Here is a 14191-nt window from a genome sequence, read left to right as displayed (position 1 = left end):
CCGCGCCGCCCTCGTCGAGGCAGCCGCAGGCCCCCACGCACCGCTGCTCACCGGCCGCGCGGGACGCCGATGCCTTGGAGAACGCCAGAACGCCAGAACGCCGAGACCATACCGGAGCTCTGCCGCGCCCCCCTTCCCTCGGCGCCCGCACGGCGCCAGCATGGCGTGCCATGATCGTATGGCTCAACGGCACCCACGGTGCCGGCAAGACGACGACCAGCGCCCTCGTGCAGCAACTGCTCCCGGATTCACGTGTGTTCGATGCCGAGAAGGTCGGCGAGACCCTCATGGACATCACACCGGGCCTGCCGGAAACGGACAACTTCCAGCACTGGCCGCCGTGGCGACCGCTCGTCGTCGAGACCGCCCGCCGCGTGCTCGACTACACCGGCGGCACTCTGGTGATGCCCATGACCGTCCTGGTCGAGCAGTACTGGCGCGAGATCAGCGCGGGCCTGGCGCAGCACGCCATCCCGGTGAGGCACTTCGTCCTCCACGCCGACCAGGACACCCTCCGCGGGCGCATCGAGGGGGACACCGTTCTCGGCCCCTCCTCGTTCCGCCTCGCATACCTCGAGCCCTACGCCGAGGCGGCCCGCACGTGGCTGCACGGCGAGGCGGAGGTCGTCGACACCACGCACCTCACGCCCGCCGAGGCCGCCCGGCAGATCGCGAAGGCCGTGCGGAGCCGAGGGCCGGACGCCGCACCGGGCGAAACCGACCGGCAGCCGCGCTATAGTTCCCGGCCATGCCCGACCTCTTCGGCATCAACCACCTGACTCTGCCCACGGCCGACCTCGACCGGCTCATGGCGTACTACACGGAGGCGCTGGGAGCAACGCTCGCGTTCGAGCGCGCCGCAACCCCCTCTGCTCCCAGGATCGCGGTCCTCGACGTCGGCGGGGACGACCACCTGATGCTGGTCGAAACCACGACCGCGCCCTCCACCGATCTCGACCCCCTCGGCAAAGCCGGTTGGGGGCTGCGCGTGGGAACGTACGCGCGGCTGTGGGAGGTGCGCGAACAGATCCTGGCTGCCGGGTGGCCGGTCGGAGAGATCGAGACACTGCCCACGCAGTGGACGATGACGGCTCGCGACCCCGATGGACGCCCGGTCGACGTGCGAGCCCATCGTCCCCGCACCGCCTCGCCGGCACCCTCCGGCTGACGGCCGGCGACGGTCGGTTGAGGGCTGACGGCCGGGGATTGGCGGCTGACGGCTGACCGCGCCCCGATGTGCAGAGCACGCCCCGGCCGAGCCGTCCCCTGGGGCACGGACGGACTCAGACATGCGGGGCGGGCCGGTAGACGAGCTCCTGGATGTGGCCGTCGAGCGTCCGGCTCTCGACCAGCTCGAGGTCGAAGTCGGCCGCGCCCCGGAATACGGGGTCCATTCCGGTCCGACCGGTGATCACGGGGAAGAGCGTCACCTGGACGCGGTCGACCAGGCCGGCAGCCATCAGCGCCCGGTTCATCGACAGGCTGCCGTGCGAGCGCAGCGGCACCTCGGACTCCTCCTTGAGCCGGGCCACGACGTCGACGGCATCACCACGCACGACGGTCGCATCCGGCCAGTCGAGGGCCTCTTCCAGCGTTGTCGACACCACCGTCGCCGGCAGGCTCCTCATCCGGGTGACCCATGGATCACGCACCTCGGACTCCTCGGTACTCGAGGCCAGCATCCGCGCGAACGCCCGATAGGTGTTGGCCCCGAAGACCATCCGCTGCTCCTCTCCGTACAGGGCGAGGCGGTGGTCGAGCAGCTCGGGTCCCTGCTTGCCCCAGTAACCGCCCCAGTCACCGCCGGCGGCGCCGAATCCGTCGAGGCTGGCAAAGACATCGAAGGTGTAGGTAGCGGTCATGGTGCTGCTCTCCTCGAGTGCGGTCGATCGCCTGTCGTGGATACAGACCGGCGAGCACGGCGAAACTCATCGCCGCGGGCTCCTCCGGGGCGAAGACCAGGGTGCCCGGCGGCGCGGCGGGTGCGGAGGAGGGAGACGCCGCCATCCCGCCCGAGTGTGTCGGGTCCGTGGTGAAACCGCAGGCCGCCGGTGAACATCCCGGCCTCCTTCCGTGCCCTTCGCCACAGCACTGCCGCAAAACAGCGAAGGCGCGGTGCGCCGTTATGGCCCGTCGATGCACCGATTCGCGGCCCCGCGTCCGCCGCCCAAGGTCCTGACGGCTGCGAGACCGGGACGGGTTGCCCGCACGTGGGCGACTTTATGATCGTCAACGAACTACTGTCGTCGCGCCCGCCCTCCCGTCGCCAACGGTCCTTGGCGACCGCGAACACAACCGGCTGAGCGGGTCACGCGACAGTGACACGTGTAAAGAAAGGTGAACCCCATGGCCCTCGGGCTGCTCCGACGCCGGCGTTCTCGCGGCACCTCCGGTGCCGGACCGAACATCTCGGTTCCCCTGCCGCCCGATGCCGGGGCGTTCGGTTTCGAGGTCGTCGATCCCATGGGACATCCCATGGGCGGAGCCGAGGTCACGGTGACCGCGCTGGACAGTCACCGAGTCGTGACGCGTGGCACCACGGACCCCCACGGCTACTTCATAGCGACGCTGCCGCCGGGCTCGTACAGCGTGATGACCGTGGCCGACGGCCTGGCACCCGCTCGCGAGAGCCTCGACATCGCCGCAGGGGTGGCTCTGCCACCCGCGCGCATCGCGCTCGAGCCCGCCCGCCAGACGGAACTTCCGACAGCGGGAACCTGGCTGTTCGACCCTCCGCACACCGCGATCCGGTTCATCGCCAAGCACGTGGGCATGGCCCACGTCCACGGCCGGTTCACCCGCTTCCAGGGCGGTATCCGCGTCGCACCGAACATGGCCGACTCGCACGTCTCGGTCCGCATCGACGCCGCCAGCATCACCACGGGCAACAACACCCGTGACAATCACCTGCGTTCCGCCGACTTCCTGGACGTCGAACGCTTCCCGTACATCGACTTCACCAGCACCCGGTTCGCCTACCGCGGCGGCTCCAAGTGGACCCTGCACGGCACCCTCACCATGCACGGCACCAGTCGTTCCGTCGGCCTCGACACGACCTACCTGGGAACGGTCAACGGCGGCTACGACCAGGAACTGCGCTGCGCGGCCCTCGCGAAGGCGGAACTCCACCGGGAGGACTTCACCCTCAACTGGCGCTCCATGCTGGCCCGTGGCATCGCGGTCGTCGGCCCGACCGTCCAGCTGGAGCTGGACATACAGGCGATGTACCGCACCCACGACACCCCCACGCCTCCGGAGTAGGCGCTCACGGGGAGGTGCCTGACGCGAGCCGGGCCCGCGAGGCACCTCCCGGTCGTTCGCCGGGCGCCGACCGGGGCCCTCTCCGGCAGCGCACCACCGGATTATGTTGATCTTGTGCAGCTTCGCAGTCGACCGCATGGAACCCGGACGAGGCCACCCATCTCGCTGGGCGGTGTCCGGCGGCACCGTGATAGCACGGGGTAATCAGATGGGAAAGGGCTCACGATCATGGGTATCTTCAGCCGTCGCCAGACCTCCGTCGCCGAACGGGCCCCGGCCCTCGACACCGGCATCGCGGGCACGGCGGCCGCGCCTCGGAATGTCGCGCTCGACCCGGCGCTTCGCGCGCTGACCGGACGCTGGACCATCGACCGCCCGCACAGCCGTATCGGGTTCTCCGTGCGGCACGCGATGGTCACGACGGTGCGCGGAGCTTTCGCCGACTACGACAGCACGTTGTACTTCGACGGAGCCCGGCCCTCCGAGTCGCGGGCCGACCTCGTCATCCGGGTCGCCAGCGTCGACACCGGCGTGGAACAGCGGGACGCGCACCTCGTCGGCCGCGACTTCTTCGACGCGCGCCGCTACCCCGAGATGGTCTTCCGCAGCACCTCCACCGTCCACGAGGGCGGGGAGAGCTTCCGCATGACCGGGGACCTGACCATCCGCGACGTCACCCGGCCCGTCGATCTGCAGCTCGACTACCTCGGATCGGTCCTGGATCCGTTCGGGTCCGAGCGAGCCGGCTTCGACGGCACCACCACCATCGACCGCACGGAGTGGGGCCTGGTCTACAACCAGCGCTTGAAGGCGGGCGGCACCATGGTGAGCGAGAAGGTCCGACTCCAGTTCGACATCTCCGCGGTCCGGTCGACGCCGTAGCCGGCGCTTGTACCCCGGCCGCCCACCAGCGGGCTGGTGGGCGGCCGGGGTACGCGCGCCCGTCGCTCGGCGTCTCAGTCCTGTGCGACCAGCGCGGGGGTCGACCGGGTGAGCACCTCACCGCGGAAGAAGGCGGGGCTGCGCCGGCACATCACGCACATGATCACCACACCGAGTGCGAGCAGCCCCACGCCGATCACGAAGACGGAGCCGACCCCGAGGACGGATGAGCCACTGCCGTAGGCGGGATCCCACATGTCGGCCAGTGTCTTGACGAAGACGGCCGAGAGCAGGGCGCCGCCGAGAGCCGGGAAGAGCCCCTTGAACATCAGGTCGCGACCGGACTTCAGCAGGTCGGCACGGAAGTACCAGGCACACGCGAAGGCCGTCAGCGCGTAGTAGAAGCAGATCATCAGGCCGAGCGCGTAGATCGTGTCGACCAGTACGTGCTCGCTGACCAGGGTCATCACCGTGTAGAAGACACCCGTGGCGATGCCCGCGGTGACCGTGGCACGGCCCGGGGTGCGAAAGCGCGGGTGGACCCGGGCGTAGGAGGCGGGCAGTGCCTCGTACGTCGACATGGCCAGGACCGTACGGGCGACCGGAATGAACGTCGTCTGCAGGCTCGCCGCCGCCGACGCGAGGACCGCGACGAACAGCAGGACGCCGAGGCCCGGCCCCATCACGGGGCCGGCCAGGGCGGCGAAGACGTTGTCCGACGTGTCGGGGTTGGCGAGACCGAGGCCCTGGTCGCCGGAGCCCACCGCCATCTGGGCGGCGACGCCGGTGGCCAGGTAGGAACCGACGAGCACGATCATGGCGACGAGCGCCGCCCGGCCCGGCGTACGGCTGCTGCCGCTGGTCTCCTCGTTGGCCGTCAGACAGGCGTCCCAGCCCCAGTACATGAAGATCGACAGCGAGAGGCCCGCGGTGAAGGCGGCGAACGACTGGACGGCGAACGGGTTCAGCCACGACCAGGAGAAGTCGGCGGAGGTCGGAAGGCCGGCGCTTCCGGCCTTCGAGAAGGCCATCGCCACGAAGACGGCCAGCACCAGGAGCTGCAGCGCCACCAAGGCGTACTGCAGGCCCTTGGTCGCCGTCATCCCGCGGTAGCTGATCACCGTGGCGATCGCGATCAGAGCGAGGCAGGTCACGATGTGCACGGCCTTGTTGCCGTCGAGTCCGGCCACCGAGGCACTCCCGGTGATCTCCCCCGCGAGCAACCAGAAGTACGAGGTCGCCACACCGGCCAGGTTCGACAGTACGATGATCGTCGCGATCACCAGGCCCCAGCCGCACATCCATCCCAGGCGGGGACCGAATGCCCGTACCGTCCAGGTGAACGAGGTGCCGCAGTCGGGCATGGCCTTGTTCAGCTCACGGTAGGCGAAGGCGACGAGCAGCATGGGCAGGAAGCCGGCGAGGAACACCGCGGGCATCTGCACTCCCACCTCGCCGGCGGTCGAGCCGAGCGTGGAGGTGAGGCAGTAGACCGGGGCCACGGTGGAGACGCCGATGACCGCACTGCCCATCAGGCCTACGGAATTCCCGTTCAGGCCCTTCGTGCGCATGCCTTCGGCGGAGGCCCCGTTGCCTGGTTCGGGAGCCTCCAGCCGTACGTCCAGCTGAGTCATGAACAAGACGTTAAGTCCTGCGGTTTCCGTGGTGGCCGGTCCGTGACTCGACCCGCCAGAACCCACCCCACCATCTGATTGCAGGTCGACGTGCATGATTTACCTGCACTACACAGGGAGATGACCCACATCACTCACACCTCTCAAAGGGCGAGCGACGACCGTCCGATATTCGGTTATCGCAGAAGTGGCCGATTCATGACGTTCGGGCTTGCCGCGTGACCTGCGTCACACTTCCTGCCTCGACCGCGCCGCCCCGCGACAGGGCGCAACAGCGGGAACGACGCCGACGGGTCTGGTTGTCGGCGACCCGGTCGGAGGTGGTGGTTCGACGACCGGGGGCTACCGGCTCCCCGGCAGCGGTGCGCCATCGTCGTCCGGTACGTCGGGATCGTCCACCGGGCTGCCCGGCTCACTCCTCTCCGCGTGCCTTCATCACCGTCTTGTTCAGCACCCACAGCGCGATTCCGATGGCCAGCAGCACGCCCGCACGGATGTAGACGTCCGCGGGCCGGTCGGACAGGGGGCTGGCCAGAACGAGGGAGGTGACCGCGCCCAGTACCGGCAGAGCGGTCGGCGTACGGAAGTGCTTGTGCTCGACGCGGTCGCGGCGCAGGACCAGGACGGCGATGTTGACCACGGCGAAGACGCACAGGAGCAGGAAGGCCGTGGTGTCGCCGAGGCCCGCGATCTCCCCGGTGGAGACCAGGCCGATGGCGAGAAGCGAGACGAAGACGATGCCGACGACCGGCGTTCGACGCCGGGGAAGAACACGGCCCAGGGCACGCGGCAGGATGCGCTCGTTCGCCATGCCGTAGCAGAGCCTGGACGCCATCATGATGTTGATCAGCGCCGAGTTCGTGACCGCGAACAGGGCGATCAGCGCGAACAGCTTCGGCGGAAAGTCCAGCCCGCCGGCCTTGACGACCTCCAGCAGCGGGCCGCTGGAGGCCTCCAGCACGCGGTAGTCGACGAGCAGCGAGGAGACCAGGGCGACCAGGACGTAGATGGTCCCGGTGACGGTGACGCCGATGAAGATGGCGCGCGGGAACGTGCGCACCGGATCCTGGGTCTCCTCCGCCATGTTCACGGAGTCCTCGAATCCCACGAACGCGAAGAAGCCGAGGGCCGTGGCCCCCAGCACGCTGGTGACCAGCGCGTAACTGGTGCCCCCCGCCTGGAACTCGCCGAGCCGGGAGGGCTCACCGTCGCCGGTGAGGACCGCCCAGGCACCGACGGTGAGGATGACGAACAGGCCGGTCAACTCGACCAGGGTGAGGACCACATTGGTCTTCACCGACTCGGACACGCCGCGCAGGTTGAGGGCAGCGAGGGCGAGGATGAACAGGATCGCGACGAGGGTGGGCGGCAGGAGGTCCGTGAACTCGGCGAGGTAGTCGCCGCTGAAGGCGCGGGCCGCCGCGCTCGCCGAGGACAGGCCCGAGCACATGACCATGAAGGCGACGATGAAGGTGAGGAACGGCACCTTGAACGCCTTCTGCGTGTACAGCGCGGCACCCGCCGCCTTCGGATACTTGCCGACGAGTTCCACGTACGAGGCCGCCGTCAGGACCGCCACGACGAACCCGATGACGAAGGGCAGCCACAGCGCCCCGCCGACCTTGCCCGCGACCTGACCGGTGGTGGCGTAGATGCCGGTACCGAGGATGTCGCCGATCACGAAGAGGATCAGCAGCTTGGGACCGATGGCCCGCCGCAAGGGGGTGCCGTCCGCTCCCTCCTTCGAGGCAGTGGCATCACTTCCGCCGGTGGTCACGGAGACTCCCCCTCGAGTGTCTGGCAGCGGACAACGTCTCACCTGCCCGGGAGACCGGTGAGTCATGCCCGGCCGCGCCTTCCTGGACGAGCCGGTGACCACTGCCCGCCTCGTGTGCCTGCTGCCGATCACCCTGGTGCGGCCGGGCTCGAACCGCCGCACAGACCGCCCGCCGGCGCCAGGCCGAGCGGGCCGGGCCGGGCGCGCGAGGGCAGGGTCCGTCGGGAGGGCATCGGTGGAATGACCGATGTGCGGGAGGTGCGGGTGCGGTCATAGTCCACGGGAGATCGTTCGCGGGTGGCCGCTGTGCGCCCGGTTTTCGAAAGGGACCCTCCATGGACAGGTATGCGGATCTGGTGTTTCTCGGCGGGCGGGTGGTCACGGTCGACGCGGAGTTCTCCGTCGCCTCGGCCCTGGCGGTGACCGGTGGGACCATCAGCGCCGTCGGTGGGCGGGACGGCGTCGCGCCACTCGTCGGGCCCGGCACCCGGGTGATCGACCTGCGGGGGGCCACCCTGCTTCCGGGTATCAACGACTCCCATCTGCACGGGTGCGCGTTCGGCATGGCGACGCCGCCGCTCTCCCTCGACCTCGGCCATCCCGCCGTGTCCTCCCTCGCGGACGTGGCCGAAGCGGTGAGGGTGGCCGTCGGGCGAGTGCCGGACGGGCAGTGGATCACGGGGCACGGCTGGGACACCGGCTACCTCCGGGAATGCGTGTCCGATCCGTCGCGGCTGCCCTCGCGACGCGACCTGGACGCCGTGAGCCCGGACCACCCCGTCGTCCTGTACTCCTTCTCCGGGCACGCCACCTGGGTCAACTCCAAGGCCCTGGAGCTCATCGGGCTCGACCGGCACACCGTGGCGCCGCCCGGCGGGGCCATCGTCGTGGACGCGGCCGGGGAACCGACCGGACTGCTCCACGAGGGAGCCCAGGCCCTCGTTCAGAACGCGCTGCCGCCGCTCAGCCGGCAGGAGCGGACCGACGCGATCAGGTCGACACTCGCCACGCTCGCCCGGCTCGGGGTGACCAGTTACACCGAGCCCGGGCTCGGCCCCGGTGGCGAGGGCATCATGCGCGGCGCACTCGGTGCGCAGACCCTCGACGTCTACCGCCGGCTGCTGGCCGACGGCGAACTGACCGCCCGCGTGGGCGTACTGCTCCTGCCCACCGGGATGGCCGGCACCGCCGAGGAGTTCGCCCGCACCCTCACCGCCCTCGGCGAATCCGGAGAGTCCGGCGAAGCCGATCCGCGCCGCCTCGCCATCCACGGGGTCAAGGTCTTCGCCGACGGCATCGTCCCCAACAAGACGGCCTGGATGAACGAGCCGTACGTCGGCGGTGGTTGCGGTTCCCTGTGCGTCGGCGGCGAGACCGACGCCGAGCGGACCGCCGAGATCGACGCCATGATCCGGCACGCCCACACCGCCGGGTACCAACTGGGCGTCCACGTCACCGGCGACCGGGCCGTCGACACCGTCGCGGACGCGTTCGCCGCTGCCGTGGCCGAGCACCCGCGGCCCGACGCCCGTCACTACGTGATCCACGGCGACTTCCTCACCGCCCGCAGTATGAAGGTGCTGGCCGCGCACGGCTTCGGCGTCAACATGAACCCCACCATCAAGTGGACCGTCGCCGACATGGAGGAGGAGTTCGTCGGCGCCGAACGGGCCGCGTACGCGTGGCCCTACCGCGATGCCATCGACGCCGGCGTGCGGGTCGCCAGCGGGTCCGACGCCCCGGTCACGCACCCGGACTGGCGCCAGGGCGTCGCCACCATGGTGCTGCGCGAGTCGAAGGCCACCGGCCGGGTCAGCGGCCCCGAGCAGCGCATCGGCCTGGCAGAGGCGATCCGTACGTTCACGATCGACGCGGCCTGGCAGGACTTCGCCGACGACTGGAAGGGCTCCCTGGAGCCGGGCAAGGTTGCCGACCTCTGCGTTCTCGACGGGGATCTGCTCGCTGCCGATCCCCATGAGATCCCGGGAATGCCCGTCGTGCTCACCGTCGTGGACGGGAGGGTCGTGCACGACGCCCTTCGCGATTGACGTGTTCCGAGCGCGTGATCATCCTTGGCGGATGGCAGCGGAGCGGAGCACGGCGGACATCCTGGACGCGGCCGTCCACGTCCGTGAGGCCGCCAGGAACGCCACAAGGGGCGCGACCGGCGTCGACACGGTCCTCACGGCGTTGTCGGAGGTGATGACGTACGACCACGCCTCCCTGGCCCGGTGGGACCCGCTGCGCCGATGCCACACCACACTGGCGGGGAGTTACCCGGACGACGCCACGGCCTACATCGAGACCCGCCTCCACCGCGACCCGGTGTTCGCCGTGCTCCGGGGCCCGGCCCGGGGCGGCCTGTGGCTCAGGGACGTCCCCGGGCAGCTCCTGGCCACATCCCCCGGCTTCCGGGAGGTGCTGCGTCCCCTCGGCGTCGAGGACGGCGTGGCCCAGTGCCTGTTCGCCGCCGACGGCCGGTACGTCGGCATGCTGAACGTCAGCACCCGCCGGCCGCGGCGCACGCCCGATCCGGCGCGCGCCGTGATCACCCTGCTCACCGAGTCCCTCGCCGCGGCCCTCGGCTCCCCGGCAGGCGCGCCGCCCGAGCGGGTCGCCGGGGACCCGCGGCAGCCCGGCGGCCTCTCGCCGAGGGAGCTCCAGGTACTGGCCGAACTGACCACCGGCCGCACCAACCGCGAGATCGCCGAGCGGCTCCACGTCACGACCCGCACCGTGGGGACCCATGTCGAGCACATCCTCGCCAAGCTCGACCTCCCCAACCGCGCGGCCGCCGCCGCCCGGGCAGCCGCCTGGGGCATCGAACCCTCCCCCTGAGGCACCCCCGGCCGCGGAACCGGGATCGAATGCCGACAGAGGGGCGGGTGACCCTACTCGGACTCGGACGGGCGGGAGACCACGTTGATGTTGAACGTGTGGCTCCCCAGACCGCCCGCGATGCCCATGAAGAGCAGGGCGAAGTGCTCCTGTCCCCGGGCGGTGGTGATGCCGCCGATGTCGAGTTGGGACGACGTGGGCCAGCCGAGGTCGGTGAGCAGCCGGCCGGTGATCCGCTTGGCTTCGGCGTCATCGCCGGAGAGGAAGACCGTGCTCGGGCCGGCGAGACCCGCCGGGGCGGTCATCACGGTGGAGTCCATGGTGCACAGGGTCTTGACGACGGGGGTCGCGGGAAAGGCCTTCTGAATCCGTTCCCCCAGACTGCTGTTGGGGTGGGAGAGCTCGGTGAAGTCGTCGGACAGGCCGACCCCGACGTCGATCAGCGGGGTGCCGGCCAGGGCCGGCGCCCCTATGGAGTGAAGCAGGTCCACGGAGACGGTTCCCGGCGTGGCGTTGACGAGTACCTCCGCGTGTGCGGCTGTTTCGCCGAGGCCCGCCACGGGGAGGCCGAGGTCTGGCCGGTTCCCGGGATGGCGCGAACCGAGGAGCACTTCGTGCCCTGCGGCGCTCCAGCCGTGGGCCAGTGCTCGGGCGACGTTGCCGGTACCAAGGATTCCTATACGCATGGTGGGACGCTAACCGTTGCCGCGGGAGCGGCGAATCGGGCCGCGGGCCCTGACGTATCGGCACCAAAGACCTAGTTCCGTGGTCTCTCCTCCGCACCGGCTCGGCCGGTACGGGATCGGGGGCCGAGACGAGGGGACGGGATCGGCGACGGTGCGCGGCGGCGTGGAACCGGCCCGGGCCGCGGCCGGGTTCCTCAGGCCGGGCCCACGTCGGTGTGCAGCATGTGGTGATCCGAGTACGGGGTCGCCTGCACGCGGTGGTCGAGCGGGGCCACGCCTCGCAGGAAGACGTAGTCGAACTTGCTGTGCCAGTCGGTGGTCGGCTCGCAGGGGCCGGCGGGCGCGGGACGGCACCGGGGGTCCGTGTCCGTGGCCAGGGACCACATCCGGGCGAGTTCGGGAGCGTCCGGTACGGCGTTGAAGTCGCCGAGAACGATGGCACGGTCGTGCCGGGCGACGTCTGCCGCGAGTACGCCGACCTGGTCCGCTCGGAAGGCTTCCTGACGTCGTTGGGCGAGGTGTGTGTTGAAGACCCGGACGGGCTGACCGCCGACCAGAGTGGTGACTGCCATGTACCCGCGGTCTTCTGATCCGCCGTCGGGATACTCGACGTGGACGTGGTCCGTCATCGGCGCTGCCGAGAGGATCGCCTGACCGAAGGCCCCCGGGTTCCACGGCACTCCCCCGCAGCGTCCCCGATGCCGGAGGACCGTTCCGTACTCGACGTGGTACACCAGCCCGTAGAGGCGCTCCAGATGATTCCGGATGCTCTCGACGTCACGCACGCACGCCTCTTGCATGCCGACGACCTGCGGCGCGTACGTGGCGATCTCCGCCGCCCGGTCGACGTTGCTCACCTCGCAGGGGTTGCAGATGTTCCACGTCATGACCCGGTTCGCTACGACCTCCTCGACCGCGTCGGCGGGCAGTGACCTGGCGAAGAGTGCACCGCCTGGCGCACTGGGGCCGACGAGCATCATGCAGACCACCGCCATGGCGCCCGCGAGCAACCACCTGCCCCTTCCGAGCACCATCGCCTCCTCAGTGCGGATACGGATACCGGATACCCGTGGCATCCGACGTCTCCACAGGCAAGGTTATGGGACGGGAGCGCCCTGACGGGAGCGCCGTCAGTGTGCGCTCTTCGCCCTTCACCAGGCCCTCCGCTCCGCCCGGTGCCCGGTCCCTGCCCGGTGGCCCGTCAGGGAGCGGGAACGGGGCCGCCGGGCCGGAAACGCTCCACACCGACGATGTGCCGCACCTTGACGGGACGCACGATCACCGCGACCCGCCGCTCCCCCGGCATGATCCACTCGAACCGCTCGCTGCCCAGGTACTTCCGGGCCAGCCGGTCCATCCGGTCGTGCGCCTCCGGGCCCTCGATGAAGCGGGCCACCACACCACTGATCTGCACTCGGTCGAAGGGGTCGGCGGCGTCCGCGTGCGAGAGATAGACGCGGGGGTCGTGGCGCAGGTTCTCCTCCTTCACCCGGCCCGCCGAGGTGTTGAACGACAGCTCCCCGTCCCCCTCCAGATCCACCCACATCGGGCTGACCTGCGGCGCTCCGTCGGGGAACACGGTGCCGACGTACCAGATGTTGGGGGCCTGCAGCCGGGCGCGGACGGCTTGGTCAAAGGTCGCAGTCATCCCGAGAGGCTAACAACCATGGTCGGCAAGGCGGTCCGGGGGAGTGTCCGGCAGCCCCCTCGGCCGGGCCGGAGAGGACCCGTCAAGTGGTCCCGCCGTCAGGCCCGCCGGACCGCGTGCCGTCAGCCGGCCTCCGCAGCCCGCCGCCGTCTCCGCGCGACGAGGGCGCGTGACCGAGGAGCCCTCGCACCAGGGCGTCAAGACGAGTCGTCACGAGAGCGTCGGTGCCTTCTCGAGCGCGCCGGTCAGCTTCTGACGATGCAGAAGGGGTGCCCGGCCGGATCGACGAGGACCCGCCACTTGTCCTCGTCGGGTTGGTGGTCGGGCTTGGCCGCGCCCAGCCCGAGCAGCCGGGCCTCGGCCTCGTTCAGATCCTCGACCCGGAAGCAGATGTGGAGTTGCTGGGGAACGGCCGGGTCGGGCCATGCCGGGGCCCGGTGGTCGTCGACCCGTTGGAAACCGAGGAGGAGCCCGTGCTCACCCTTGAGGCCGGCGAAGTGGGCGTCCGACTCCGGATGGAGCTCGAGGCCGGTGGCCTGCTCGTAGAACGCCGCCAGGGCCGGCGGGTCAGGGCAGTCGAGAGTTATGGCGCACAACTTCATCCGCGCGGGCATGAAGCCTCCCTAACCGCTCGGTGGGCTCGTCGGTCCCATCATGGCCCATGCCGGCGGTACGCGGTCACGGCCGGCGGCATCAGTCAGTGCCATGACCGTCGATCAGGCGGGGCTCTACGCCCGTAATCCCGGCACCGGCGACTCACCGACGCGGGCCACCGTCTTCACCGCAGGGGCGGACGGCCCGTTCAGCGGCTGGATTCGAGGCGGGCACGGCTCAGGTAGCGCGCCGCGATCTGCTCGGCGTGCGTGGCGAGCAGACCCCGCAGAACGACTCGACCGTGCAATGAAACGACCGCCTGGGCCAACCGAACGACCGGGCGGTCTTTTCCAGTACTCAGCGGTCAGGACCGTGATCACCGGGGAGCAGGGCGGCGAGGCCCGGCTCATGCTGACCACCTCGGGGCAGGCTCCGGTCGAGGTGTGGCGCTGGAGACTGGAGCCGGGTGAGGAGTATCCGAGCCACCCGCACCCGGCCGGCGTGATGGAGACCGTCAGCGTCACACCGGGCCGGATGACACTGGTCGTGGACGGCACCGAGCATCCCGTCGAAGCCGGACAGACCGCCGCCTTCGACGGCGACGTCCCGCACGCCCACCGCGGTTCGGGTACACGGACCTGCCAACTGATCATGACCGTGCACCTCCCGTCCGCCCCCCACTCCGCGAAGTGACCGTGCACGGTGCGGGTGCCGGGTGGTGGAGTTGGTCCGAGTGAGTGAAGGTGGAGGAGATGCTTCTGTTACGCGGGGGCGGCTGACCAGGCGCTGGACCGCCCGGCAGGCGCTGCGGGACGGACACCGACCGCGCAGCCCGAACGGCCCCCGGAAACCGCCCGAGTCGGCGGGATCA

At 70.2% G+C, this 14191-nt stretch carries 12 protein-coding genes and 2 pseudogenes; 7 read left to right on the top strand and 7 right to left on the bottom strand.

The window, feature by feature from the left end:
• Positions 1–170: 170 nt before the first annotated feature.
• Together ACZ4V1_RS23375 and ACZ4V1_RS23370 are read left to right on the top strand one after the other, a co-directional pair.
• Positions 171–689 (top strand): annotated as a pseudogene (locus ACZ4V1_RS23375) (AAA family ATPase); the annotation flags it as partial.
• A 59-nt stretch (positions 690–748) separates the two neighbouring features.
• Complete coding sequence (locus ACZ4V1_RS23370) at positions 749–1168, top strand: VOC family protein (protein WP_468339166.1); 420 nt, start codon at positions 749–751, stop codon at positions 1166–1168.
• A gap of 115 nt (positions 1169–1283) precedes the next feature.
• Here ACZ4V1_RS23370 and ACZ4V1_RS23365 read toward each other — a convergent pair whose 3' ends face one another.
• A complete protein-coding gene (locus ACZ4V1_RS23365; protein WP_468339164.1) occupies positions 1284–1862 on the bottom strand; it encodes a dihydrofolate reductase family protein in 579 nt (192 codons plus the stop codon).
• A 484-nt stretch (positions 1863–2346) separates the two neighbouring features.
• Here ACZ4V1_RS23365 and ACZ4V1_RS23360 point away from each other — a divergent pair, with 484 nt between their 5' ends.
• Complete coding sequence (locus tag ACZ4V1_RS23360; protein ID WP_468339162.1) at positions 2347–3261, top strand: YceI family protein; 915 nt, start codon at positions 2347–2349, stop codon at positions 3259–3261.
• A gap of 228 nt (positions 3262–3489) precedes the next feature.
• Positions 3490–4143, top strand: coding sequence for a YceI family protein (locus ACZ4V1_RS23355; protein WP_468339160.1), 654 nt, complete (start codon positions 3490–3492; stop codon positions 4141–4143).
• Between the two features lie 74 nt (positions 4144–4217).
• Here ACZ4V1_RS23355 and ACZ4V1_RS23350 read toward each other — a convergent pair whose 3' ends face one another.
• Positions 4218–5777, bottom strand: a complete 1560-nt coding sequence (locus ACZ4V1_RS23350; protein ID WP_468339158.1) for an APC family permease — start codon at positions 5775–5777, stop codon at positions 4218–4220.
• A gap of 412 nt (positions 5778–6189) precedes the next feature.
• On the bottom strand, positions 6190–7554 hold the full coding sequence (locus ACZ4V1_RS23345) for an APC family permease (RefSeq protein WP_468339156.1): 1365 nt from the start codon (positions 7552–7554) through the stop codon (positions 6190–6192).
• A gap of 335 nt (positions 7555–7889) precedes the next feature.
• Between ACZ4V1_RS23345 and ACZ4V1_RS23340 the strand changes: the two genes are divergently transcribed.
• Both ACZ4V1_RS23340 and ACZ4V1_RS23335 read left to right on the top strand, forming a co-directional pair.
• Positions 7890–9602 carry an amidohydrolase gene (locus tag ACZ4V1_RS23340; RefSeq protein WP_468339154.1) on the top strand — a complete coding sequence of 571 codons (1713 nt, stop codon included), beginning with the start codon at positions 7890–7892 and terminating at the stop codon, positions 9600–9602.
• Between the two features lie 31 nt (positions 9603–9633).
• Positions 9634–10392 (top strand): helix-turn-helix transcriptional regulator, encoded by a 759-nt coding sequence (locus tag ACZ4V1_RS23335; RefSeq protein WP_468339152.1) that lies wholly within the window; start codon positions 9634–9636, stop codon positions 10390–10392.
• Positions 10393–10445: 53 nt separating this feature from the next.
• Here ACZ4V1_RS23335 and ACZ4V1_RS23330 read toward each other — a convergent pair whose 3' ends face one another.
• From ACZ4V1_RS23330 to ACZ4V1_RS23315, 4 genes are all read right to left on the bottom strand, one after another.
• Positions 10446–11078, bottom strand: a complete 633-nt coding sequence (locus ACZ4V1_RS23330; protein ID WP_468339150.1) for an NADPH-dependent F420 reductase — start codon at positions 11076–11078, stop codon at positions 10446–10448.
• 194 nt (positions 11079–11272) lie between these two features.
• Positions 11273–12112, bottom strand: a complete 840-nt coding sequence (locus ACZ4V1_RS23325) for an endonuclease/exonuclease/phosphatase family protein (protein WP_468339148.1) — start codon at positions 12110–12112, stop codon at positions 11273–11275.
• A gap of 167 nt (positions 12113–12279) precedes the next feature.
• Positions 12280–12726: a TIGR03618 family F420-dependent PPOX class oxidoreductase gene (locus ACZ4V1_RS23320; RefSeq protein ID WP_468339146.1), complete on the bottom strand. Its 447-nt coding sequence runs from the start codon at positions 12724–12726 to the stop codon at positions 12280–12282.
• A 245-nt stretch (positions 12727–12971) separates the two neighbouring features.
• The gene (locus ACZ4V1_RS23315) at positions 12972–13340 is read right to left on the bottom strand and encodes a VOC family protein (RefSeq protein ID WP_468339144.1); all 369 of its coding nucleotides are present in this window, start codon (positions 13338–13340) and stop codon (positions 12972–12974) included.
• Between the two features lie 361 nt (positions 13341–13701).
• On the opposite strand from ACZ4V1_RS23315, the pseudogene ACZ4V1_RS23310 reads away from it, so the two are divergent.
• Positions 13702–14013 (top strand): annotated as a pseudogene (locus ACZ4V1_RS23310) (cupin domain-containing protein); the annotation flags it as partial.
• Between the last annotated feature and the right edge of the window lie 178 nt (positions 14014–14191).

Source organism: Streptomyces sp. NPDC028991 (assembly GCF_055564775.1).
This window is presented reverse-complemented; position numbering and strand designations above follow the sequence as displayed.

Bases quoted from the DNA above. Each gene is read 5' to 3' on its own strand.
- ACZ4V1_RS23335 (WP_468339152.1), top strand. From the start codon at position 9,634: ATGGCAGCGGAGCGGAGCACGGCGGACATCCTGGACGCGGCCGTCCAC.
- ACZ4V1_RS23355 (WP_468339160.1), top strand. From the start codon at position 3,490: ATGGGTATCTTCAGCCGTCGCCAGACCTCCGTCGCCGAACGGGCCCCG.
- ACZ4V1_RS23330 (WP_468339150.1), bottom strand. From the start codon at position 11,078: ATGCGTATAGGAATCCTTGGTACCGGCAACGTCGCCCGAGCACTGGCC.
- ACZ4V1_RS23360 (WP_468339162.1), top strand. From the start codon at position 2,347: ATGGCCCTCGGGCTGCTCCGACGCCGGCGTTCTCGCGGCACCTCCGGT.
- ACZ4V1_RS23350 (WP_468339158.1), bottom strand. From the start codon at position 5,777: ATGACTCAGCTGGACGTACGGCTGGAGGCTCCCGAACCAGGCAACGGG.
- ACZ4V1_RS23325 (WP_468339148.1), bottom strand. From the start codon at position 12,112: ATGGTGCTCGGAAGGGGCAGGTGGTTGCTCGCGGGCGCCATGGCGGTG.
- ACZ4V1_RS23340 (WP_468339154.1), top strand. From the start codon at position 7,890: ATGGACAGGTATGCGGATCTGGTGTTTCTCGGCGGGCGGGTGGTCACG.
- ACZ4V1_RS23320 (WP_468339146.1), bottom strand. From the start codon at position 12,726: ATGACTGCGACCTTTGACCAAGCCGTCCGCGCCCGGCTGCAGGCCCCC.
- ACZ4V1_RS23365 (WP_468339164.1), bottom strand. From the start codon at position 1,862: ATGACCGCTACCTACACCTTCGATGTCTTTGCCAGCCTCGACGGATTC.
- ACZ4V1_RS23315 (WP_468339144.1), bottom strand. From the start codon at position 13,340: ATGCCCGCGCGGATGAAGTTGTGCGCCATAACTCTCGACTGCCCTGAC.
- ACZ4V1_RS23370 (WP_468339166.1), top strand. From the start codon at position 749: ATGCCCGACCTCTTCGGCATCAACCACCTGACTCTGCCCACGGCCGAC.